Origin of the sequence: Vibrio sp. Vb1337, from assembly GCF_033338715.1 — a bacterium.
Classification (GTDB): Bacteria; Pseudomonadota; Gammaproteobacteria; order Enterobacterales; family Vibrionaceae; genus Vibrio; species Vibrio alginolyticus.
This window is the reverse complement of record NZ_JAWOTD010000027.1, coordinates 55,374-66,307: the sequence shown is the minus strand read 5'-3', so window position 1 is coordinate 66,307 and position 10,934 is coordinate 55,374. Positions and strand designations below refer to the sequence as shown.

Below are 10,934 nucleotides of genomic sequence, written 5' to 3'. Positions count from 1 at the left end.
GTCACATCGATATTCGCAGTCACGGTGTCCGTGCCATCGGAAACATCGAAGGTGAAGTTCACATCACCATTGAAGTTCTCATTCGGTGCGAAGCTATATGTACCATCGCCATTGTCAGTTAGGACACCGTCCGCGCCTGTGTAAGTGACACCTTCTACCGATAGATCATCGCCATCGATGTCCGTTGCACCATCCAACAGGTCTTGAACAGTGAAGGTCAACACACCATCTTCACCAATGGTGAACGCTTGATCTTCTGGCTGCGGCAAGTCATTAACTGGGTTAACGGTTAGGTCAGCCGTTGCAACAATAGTGTCGCTGCCGTCGTTGATATCGAACGTGATATCAATATCACCATTAAAGTTCGCATCAGGCGTAATGGTGAAGCTGCCATCATCGTTTGCCGTGACAGTTGCATCACCGTCAACCACTAGGTTAGTCGCGGTTAGCGCGTCGCCTTCTACATCCGATGCTTGAGCAAGTAGCTGCTCTTGGCTTAGCGTAATTGAATTGTCTTCATCAACGCTGTACGCCAAGTTACCAGATACAGGTGCATCATTGATTGGTAAGACATCGACTGTGATGTAAGTATCAACCTCTGCGCCATCTTCATCGCGAATGGTCACATCCAACTGTACTTGACCGTTGAAGTTTTCATTCGGTGCAAAGCTACAAGTACCATCACCGTTTACTGAGAAGATGCCATCTGGACCGTCGTAGCTGATGCCTACTAGCTCGACATCCCCTTCAACATCCGAAGCATTCAGTAGCACTTGCGATTCACTAAAGGTCAGAACTTGGTCTTCATCGATAGTGTATGCGGTAGGACCTGCGATTGGTGGGTCATTTACCTCAATCACAGTAATGCCTGCAGTGGTCGAGTCCGTTGCACCATCTTCATCGACAACGACAACATCTAGGCTCACCTCGCCGCTGAAATTTTCGTTTGGTGAGAAGGTGTACGTACCATCACCGTTGATTTCCAGCACGCCATCGTTACCGCTGTAGCTCACGCTATCAATCGCCACTTCGCCTTCTATATCAGACGAGTTAGCCAACAGCTGTTCGTTACTAATGGTAATCGAATTGTCTTCATGAACGGTGTAAGCCGTGCTGCCTGCAACCGGTGGATCGTTCTCCGGCGTCACGCTTACGTCGATATTCGCCGTCACGGTATCCGTGCCATCGGAAACATCGAAAGTGAAGTTCACGTCGCCATTAAAGTTCTCGTTTGGTGCGAAGCTATATGTGCCATCACCATTGTCAGTAAGAACACCGTCCGCGCCTGTGTAAGTGACGCCCTCAACAGATAAGTCATCCCCTTCAATATCGGTAGCGCCTGTTAGGAGATCCGCATCAGTAAAGGTCAGCACACCATCTTCGCCAACAGTGAACGCTTGATCTTGTGGTTCAGGCGCATCGTTAACTGGTGACACCAATAACTCAAGGTTGGTAGAGACAACATCATCGCCGTCAGACACATCGAACGTAAAGGTGATATCACCATTAAAGTCCGCATCTGGCGTTAAGGTGTAAGTACCGTCACCATTGTCTGTGATGGTGATGTTTTCATCATCCGTTGCCAGATTCAGCGCTGTCAGTTGGTCTCCATCCAAGTCACGCGCATTAGCAAGCAAATCTTCTTGCGTAATTAGGATTGAACCATCTTCTTCAACCATCGCTGAAACAGGCAATGCTTCAGGTGCATGTTCAATGTGGGCACCTGTTGCATTGACGTAGATGGTTTGAGAAACGGTTTCAGAATCATTATTTGATAGCTCTGTTGCCGTTGCCGTTACATTGATTTCTAGCTGTTGGTTAAAGTCTTCTGGCAATTGAATCTGTAGCTCTTGTTCAATTGCTGTGGTTGGAAGCGTTACAGAACCATCTGGACCGACTGTAACTTCACCGCTGTAGATCTGGCTGTTCACTTCACCTACATCAATGGTGAAGTTGAAGTCGGTGTAATCGGCATCGCCGCCACCGTAGAGATCTTCAAAGCCGTAAACCAGTTCACCGTCTTCGTTCACGGTAGTTCGGGTATGCTCAATACCATCTTGGTTAAGCTCTGAGCTTGAACCACCATGGAAGACTGCATCACCGAATTGACTTTGAATCACGGTTTCAGAACCATCAGCGCCAACAAACACGAGTTGTGGGTCAACGGTATCCATGTTCGCAGGAGAGCCATCTGCTGCACGGAACTCGTACTGACCATCTTGCATGGATGCAAAGTCATTGAAGTTATGACCGTTAGGAATCAAGAATAGGTTGAAGCTTTCCCCTTCCGAGATTTGGAAGCTGAACTGATCTTGTCCCGGTACGAGGTCACCGCCACCGCCAACTTGAGAAGCGTTTTCGTACACCACTTCAACGCCAGTGATGTTGCCATCTTCATCGACTTTGTAGTAACCCGCTGTGTTTTGGTAACCCGCGGTTTCACCTTCAAAGGTAACCGTGATTTCAGTATCGTTAAAACTGGTGATACCGTTGTCTTGATCGTTAAGTACCCCTTCGTTGTCGTAGCTGATCACCGAACCTTCTGGAACACCATCAACGGTCACCGTCAGCGTTTCTGACAAGTCTTGGTCAACCAATGCTGCGGCGATGTTCACTTCAACAATACCGCCTGGCTCAACCAAGATCGCTTGGTCATCCACGTTTCGACCGTCGCCATCAGTGATGACTAGATCTGGCGCATCTGCTACGGCTTCGATATGGACATTAATGTCTTGCTCAACTTCATCCGTACCGTCAGAAACCGTAAAGCTGAACTGTAAGTCACCACTGAAGTGCTCTTCTGGTACGAAGCTAAATGTACCGTCACCGTTATCCGTTACAGTACCTTCATCACCCGAGTAGTTAATGCTCGTAACAGTGAGGTCATCACCATCAATATCAATCGCGCCACTCAGAAGATCTTCTTGCGTGAACAGGATGCTGCCATCCTCTTCAATGTGGTACATGCCAGGCGCAACAATTGGAATGTCATTGACTGGGTTCACCGTCAATGTCATTTCATTGGCAACACTCAATTCACCGTCGCTCACTTCATAAGTAAACTCGATGTCTCCGTTGAAGTTCTGTGAAGGCGTAACGGTAAAGGTGCCGTCGCCGTTATCCACGATAGAGGCATTCGGATCATTGGTTTCTAGTGCCGTTGCGTATAGGTCATCACCATCTTGATCGCTGGCATTTTCAAGCAGCATTTCTTGTGTCACGAGAATAGAGCCATCCTCGTCCACGTCTGCCACGATTGGCGCTGCTTCTGGTGCGTCGTTGACGAACTCAACTTTCAAGTCGATGTTTGCCGCCACCACATCGGTGCCATCACTCACATCAAACGTGAGGTCAACATTACCGAAGAAGCCCTGCTCTGGCGTTAACGTGTAAGTGCCATCGCCATTGTCTGTTACTTGAACCGTGTCGCTTAAGCTCGTCACGTTCACAACAGATAAGTCATCGCCTTCGATGTCCGTCGCTTGAGCCAGCAGCTCTGCTTCAGTAATCGTGATAGCTTCGCCGTCTTTTGTGGTGAAGGACAAATCAGGCACATCTGGCAGGTCGTTCACTGGGTTAACGGTGAGGTTTAGATCCGCAGCGACGGTTTCAATCGCGTCAGTTACGTCATAAGTAAATTCGATTTCACCAAAGAAGTTTTCGCTCGGTGTAATCGTGAAGCTACCATCAGCGTTCTCAACGATGGTTGCATTAGGATCGTTGGTCGACAGGTTCACCGCTTCAAGGTTGTCACCATCCACGTCCGTCGCGTTCGCTAACAAGTCTTCTTGAGTGATGGTAATTGAGCCATCTTCATCGACGACCGCATCAACAGGACCGCTAACCTCTGGACCTTCGTTGACGATCTCAACATCGATCTTCGCTGTGCTTGGTGCGCTTGCTTGACCATCGCTGATGTCGAAGGTCAGGTTCACTTCGCCGTAGAAGTTCGAAGTTGGCTCGAAGGTAAAGGTGTTGTCGCCGTTGTCTGTCAACGTACCTTGTGACTGGTCAACAAGCAGCAGGTTCTCGATATGCAGAATGTCGCCATCCACATCGGTCGCACCTGATAACAGGTCTTTTGCTTCGATGATGATCGTGCCGTTTTCTAGCATTTGAGTATGCAGCGGCGCACCAGGAACTGGCACATCGTTGACTGGAATAACGGTCAGATCTAGATGGGTATCGACTTCATCGGTGCCATCGAAGACTTTGTAATCGATGTCGACTTCACCATTGAAGTTTTCATTCGGCATAAAGGTGTAAGTGCCGTCGCCATTGTCGACAAGCTCACCGTTGTCACCGCTGTAAGAGATATCAGAGATAGACAGCGCATCGCCTTCCACGTCACTTGCATTGGCAAGCAAATCATCCGCGCTAAACGTAATGCCCACATCCTCATCAGTCGACAACACAATCGGACCAGAAACGATTGGCGCATCGTTTACTGCTTCGAAGTTGATGTTGATGATGTTGTCGTCGGTGAGTTCACCATCCGTAACTTGGTAACCAAGCTCAATCTCACCATAGAAGTTCTCATCCGGTGTGACTGTCCATGTACCATCGCCGTTGTCGGTTAACGTAGCGTGCTCCGCGTTATCCCCCACCAGCTCTAGGTTTTGAATATCAAGAACGTCACTATCGATATCACTCGCTTGTGCGAGAAGCTGCTCTTCAGTGATAACCACAGAGGCAAACTGCGCAGAACCTTCGGTATCAATGGTCACATTTGGCAGATCAGCCGTCAGTTCGATTTCACTGTCACCTTCACGGATATTCAGCTCTACCGTTTCCGTGATTTCCGTGCCGTCCACGCCAATAGATGTGAACACCGCTTCATCATGACAAGTTTGCGAAACCGTCATGTTTTGAACCACGTAAGTACCGTTACCTTGAATCGTTCCTAGCTCAAAGTAAGATACAGGCTCGTTCACCGTTAGGGTGTAATCCGTCTCATAGCTACCACGATCTTCTTTGTGGTAAGTCATCGAGTCTATCAAGTCACCATCAGAGTTGAATGCGCGAATTTCGACTTCGGTAAAGTGGCGAGACTCTTCCATAAACCAGCCGCCTAGACCATCTAGGTGGAAGCTGATTTCGTTGATATCTTGACCTTCAACGGTCACAGTTAGTTTCTCATCACCACTCAAGCCCTGACGGTCAGTATCGCCAATACCATGCCCAATGTGGGTGTTACCATTCCATGCACCAAGCGGATCATCATTACTCTGTACCGTTACGGTCAAATCACCATCAGTGAACTGGCGAGTATATGGGTCAATTTCATCCCCCCAATCATCAACACTCGCATTGTCATCAAAGGTACCGATTTGGGTGGTATGCGTACCGTTTGCCAATGCATCATCGTTTGGAATGAAGCGCACTTCCGTATCTGCAGGCACCTCCTGCCCGACTTCTAGCTGTACCCATTCGTCATTTAGATTGGCTTCAATGATGCCGTTTTCAGGGGCTTGGTCGAGACGTAACGCAGGCTCTTCACGCAGAGATACACCCACGGTTTGGTCTTCTTCCGCTTGAATAAAGATCTCGTCGCCTGCTTCTGGCGCATCGTTGACAGGGTTAACGGTCAGATCCAACGTGGTCAGAACATCATTTTCGCCATCGCTGATGTTGTAAGTGAAGTCCAACTCACCATTGAAGTTTTCCGTATGCGTAATGGTGAATGAACCATCGTCGTTGGCTACGATCGTCGCATCTGGGTCATTGGTTTGCAGGTTGCTGGCAACAAGGTCGTCACCTTCAATGTCTGTCGCATTCGCAAGCAACTGTTCTTGGGTGATGGTGATGGCGTTATCTTCATCTACCTCAGCTTGAATACCTGACGTTTCTGGTGCGTCGTTCACCGCGATAACATCGATGCCTGCGGTTGTTGTATCCGTTGCACCATCTTGGTCGATAACCGTAACGTCGAGCGAAATGTTACCGTCAAAGTTCTCATTTGGCGTGAAGGTATATGTGCCGTCGCCATTGTCCACGAAGCTACCGTCGTTACCAGAGTAGCTAACATTCGCCAAGGCTACATCGCCTTCCACATCAGAAGAGTTGGCTAACAACTGCTCGTCACTAATGGTGATTTGACCGTCTTCTTGAACCGTGTACGACGTTGAACCTGCAACCGGTGGATCGTTCACTGGTGTCACGCTGACATCAATGAATGCTGGTGTTGAACCTGTGCCGTCAGACACATCGAATGTGAACTGAACATCACCGTTGAAGTTTTCATTCGGCGCGAAGCTGTAAGTGCCATCGCCATTGTCGGTAAGCACACCATCCGCACCTGTGTAGAGTACGTTTTCGATAGACAGATCATCGCCATCAATATCCGATGCGCCTTCCAATAGGTCTGCATCCGTGAACAGCAAGGTGCCATCTTCTTCTACCGTGAACTGTTGATCTTGCGCTTGTGGCAAGTCATTCACAGGATTAACCGTAATATCCAGACCAACTTGTACCGAGCCGCCATCGTTATCAATGATATCGAAGGTCAGATCTAGGTCGCCATCGTAGTTTTCATCCGGAGTGATGGTGTAGCTGCCATCATCGTTGTATTGAATCGTCGCGTTGTCATCTGTCGATAGATTGATAGCTTCAAGGTTCTCGCTATCAATATCGCCCGCTTTGGCAAGCAACTGCTCTTGGCTTAACGTGATTGAGCTGTCTTCGTTGATAGTGTAAGCCAAATCACCCGATACTGGTGGATCGTTGATTGGTAAGACATCGACATTGATGTGCGTATCAACGGTTGCCCCATTCTCATCTTGAATGGTCACATCCAACTGAACTTGACCATTGAAGTTCTCGTTTGGCGCAAAGCTACAAGTACCATCGCCATTGACGGTAAAGATACCATCCGAGCCTTCATAGCTGATACCAACAAGCTCTACATCGCCCTCGATATCAGATGCGTTGGCAAGAATTTGTGACTCACTGAATGTCAGTACTGAATCTTCATCAATCGAGTAAGACGTTGGACCGGCAACTGGAGGGTCATTCACTTCAATGACCGTAATGCCTGCGGTCGTTTCGTCAATCGCACCTTGCTCATCCGCCACAATCACATCAAGGCTGATATCACCGCTGAAGTTCTCATTCGGCATGAAGGTGTAAGTGCCGTCACCGTTGTCTTGGAATACGCCATCGGTGCCTGAATAGGTCACGCTATCGATGGACACTGCGCCTTCCACATCCGAAGAGTTAGCCAGAAGCTGCTCGTCAGAAATGGTAATCGCGTTGTCTTCATCAACCATGTAAGACGTTGCACCCGCAACCGGAGGATCATTGACTGGAGTGACGCTCACGTCCACATTTGCTGGTACGGTCTCAGTGCCGTCAGAAACACCAAAGCTAAAGCTGACATCACCGTTGAAGTTTTCGTTTGGTGCAAAGGTGTAAGTACCATCACCGTGGTCAGTCAGCACACCATCGCTGCCTGTGTAGCTAATGCCATCAACCGTTAAGTTATCGCCATCGATGTCGGTCGCGCCAGCAAGCAAGTCTGCGTCAGTAAACTGAAGCGTGCCGTCTTCTTCAACACTAAACTGCTGGTCTTGAGGAACAGGAAGATCGTTAACCGGATTAACCGTTAGATCCGCCGTTGCTTGGATAGTGTCTGTGCCGTCCGTAATGTTGAATTGGATATCAATGTCACCATTAAAGTCCGCATCTGGCGTAATCGTGAAGCTGCCATCATCGTTCGCTGTAACGGTTGCGTTTCCATCGACAGTCAAATCGCTAGCAGTCAGGTCATCGCCCTCAATATCAGACGCTTGAGAAAGAAGCTGCTCTTGGCTGAGTGTAATCGCACCGTCTTCATCAACGCTGTAAGCCAAATCACCCGATACTGGCGCATCATTGATTGGCAATACATTCACATTGATGACGGTATCAACTTCTGCCCCATCCTCATCTCGAATGGTCACATCAAGTTGAACTTGTCCGTTAAAGTTCTCGTTTGGCGCGAAGCTGCACGTACCATCATCGTTAACGGTGAAAATGCCATCCGGACCATCGTAACTAATGCCAACAAGCTCTACATCGCCTTCCACATCAGAGGCATTCAACAGCACTTGTGACTCACTGAAGGTCAGAACTGAATCTTCATCAATAGTGTAAGAAGTTGGTCCTGCGACTGGTGGATCGTTCACTTCCAGCACCGTAATGCCAGCAGTGGTGACATCCGTTGCGCCTTCTTCATCAGCGACGACAACATCAAGCGTCACTTCACCATTAAAGTTTTCATTTGGAGAGAAGGTGTACGTACCGTCACCATTGATTTGCAACACACCATCGCTGCCAGAGTAGCTCACGCTATCAATCGAGACATCCCCTTCTAAATCCGAAGAGTTTGCCAACAGCTGCGCGTCAGAAATGGTAATAGAGTTGTCTTCGTGAACTGTGTAAGACGTTGAACCAGCCACCGGAGGATCATTCACCGGCGTGACGCTCACATCTACATTCGCTGAAACCGTATCCGTGCCATCAGATACGTCGAAGCTGAAGTTCACATCACCGTTGAAGTTCTCATTTGGCGCAAAGCTATATGTGCCATCACCATTGTCAGTTAGAACGCCGTCGGTGCCTTCATAGCTGATTCCCGTTACAGAAAGGTCATCGCCTTCAATGTCGGTCGCACCAGCAAGCAGATCCGCATCAGTAAATTGCAGCGTGCCGTCCTCTTCCACACTGAATTGTTGGTCTTGAGGAACCGGCAGATCGTTGATTGGGTTAACGGTTAGGTCAGCAGTTGCTTGAACGGTATTCGTGCCATCTGAAATATCGAAGCTGATGTCGATATCACCATTAAAATCTGCGTCCGGCGTGATGGTGAAGCTACCATCGTCGTTTTGAGTCACCGTCGCGTTGCCATCTACCGAAAGATTAGATGCCGTCAGTGCATCGCCTTCCACATCGGAAGCTTGCGACAACAACTGCTCTTGGCTCAAACGAATCGAGCCATCTTCGTCCACCGAGTAAGCAAGATTGCCTGATACTGGTGCATCATCGACTGGCGTCACACTGACATCAATGTTGGCAGAAACCGTATCTGTGCCATCGGACACATCAAAGCTGAAGTTCACATCACCATTGAAGTTTTCATTTGGCGCAAAAGTGTAAGTCCCGTTACCGTTGTCGGTCAGGATGCCGTCACCACCGTCGTAGCTTACGCCCTCAACCGTTAGGTTATCGCCTTCAATATCGGTAGCGCCAGTAAGCAGGTCAGCGTCCGTAAAGATCAGCGTGCCATCTTCTTCCACGCTAAACTGCTGGTCTTGAGGAACCGGCAAATCGTTGATTGGATTAACCGTTAGGTCAGCGGTTGCTTGGACGGTATTCGTGCCATCGGAAATATCAAAGCTGATGTCGATGTCACCGTTGAAATCTGCGTCCGGCGTGATAGTGAAGCTACCATCGTCGTTTTGAGTCACCGTCGCGTTGCCATCTACCGAAAGATTAGATGCCGTCAGTGCATCGCCTTCCACATCGGAAGCTTGCGACAACAACTGCTCTTGGCTCAAACGAATCGAGCCATCTTCATCCACCGAGTAAGCAAGATTGCCAGATACTGGTGCGTCATCGACAGGCGTGACGCTTACATCAATGTTGGCAGAAACCGTATCTGTGCCGTCGGACACATCAAAGCTGAAGTTCACATCGCCGTTGAAGTTTTCATTTGGCGCAAAAGTGTAAGTCCCATTGCCGTTGTCGGTCAGGATGCCGTCACCACCGTCGTAGCTCACGCCTTCAACGGTGAGGTTATCGCCTTCAATATCCGTTGCGCCAGCAAGCAGGTCAGCATCTGTGAAGATCAGCGTGCCGTCCTCTTCCACCTCAAAGGTTTTATCTTCAGGCACTGGGGCGTCATTGATTGGACGAACGGTTAAATCAATCGAACTAGAAATGGTTTCTTGACCATCACTGATATCAAACGTTAAGTCGAGTTCACCATTAAAATCAGCTTCAGGTGTGACGGTATAAGTGCCATCACCATTATCCACAACCGATGCATTAGCACCCACTTGCACGTTGAATGCGGCAAGATCATCGCCATCAACATCACTCGCGTACCCGAGAAGTTGTTCTTGAGTGAAGGTAATAGTGCCATCTTCATCCATGATGTATGCCAGATCTTGCCCTACTTCTGGCGCGTCATTTTCACCTTCGACTTTAATTTGGAACGTCTCGCTCGTAGTTTCGGAGTCGAAATCGTCTTCTACTTGCGTCGTGGTTTCTTCGCTGGTGTCTTGTACATCCACCGCGAAGCTCTCTTCAGTGGTTTCTGAATCTAGCTCGTCACCACCTTGAGAACCTTCAGAGTCTGAAGAAGCACTTGGCGCAGATGAAGTTTGTACCGCTTGTCCTTGCGCTTCATTGCCTTCTGCGTCCGAACCACCTTCAGAGCCAGAGGCATCACCACCACCGACCGCTTGGGCACCCGCCCCAGAATCCGAACCACCGCTGCCCAGAGCCTCGTCACCTGATTCTCCGCTAGAAACTACACTATCAACAACATTGGATTGTGCAGCGTCAGAGTCGCTGCTACTTTCAGTATCCTCTTCTTGAACTGCGCCACCCGAGCTCACTGCTTCTTCTTCCGTACCCGCGCCACTAGGATTTTCTTCCATCGCACGATTGGCTTCATCAACAGCATCTGCACTTTCAGCACCAGTCGCTACAGTCGAAGAGACGGTCGACTGCTGTTTTTCTTCTTTTGTCCCCGTATCCTTCGTTTCTGTTTGCTCTACCGCATCGTTAAGCTTTTCATTGTCTTTTTCTTGATTAGTGTCGCCTGCCATTACAGCCTCCGTTGCTTTTAGCTAACTGATCGTATTTAGAGGCAGTAAAGGACACCATTTTTAGAAACCAACTTTTTTATACAACTTTTTTCATACCTTTCGAGTTCCATAAAAACAAAA

1 protein-coding gene is annotated in these 10,934 nt (G+C 48.8%); it reads right to left on the bottom strand.

All coding sequences use genetic code 11. The annotated features are described in order from the left end of the window. Positions 1–10,814 (bottom strand): tandem-95 repeat protein (locus R7E42_RS21480; RefSeq protein ID WP_318072984.1); only part of this gene is annotated, 10,814 nt, incomplete at its 3' end. Between the last annotated feature and the right edge of the window lie 120 nt (positions 10,815–10,934).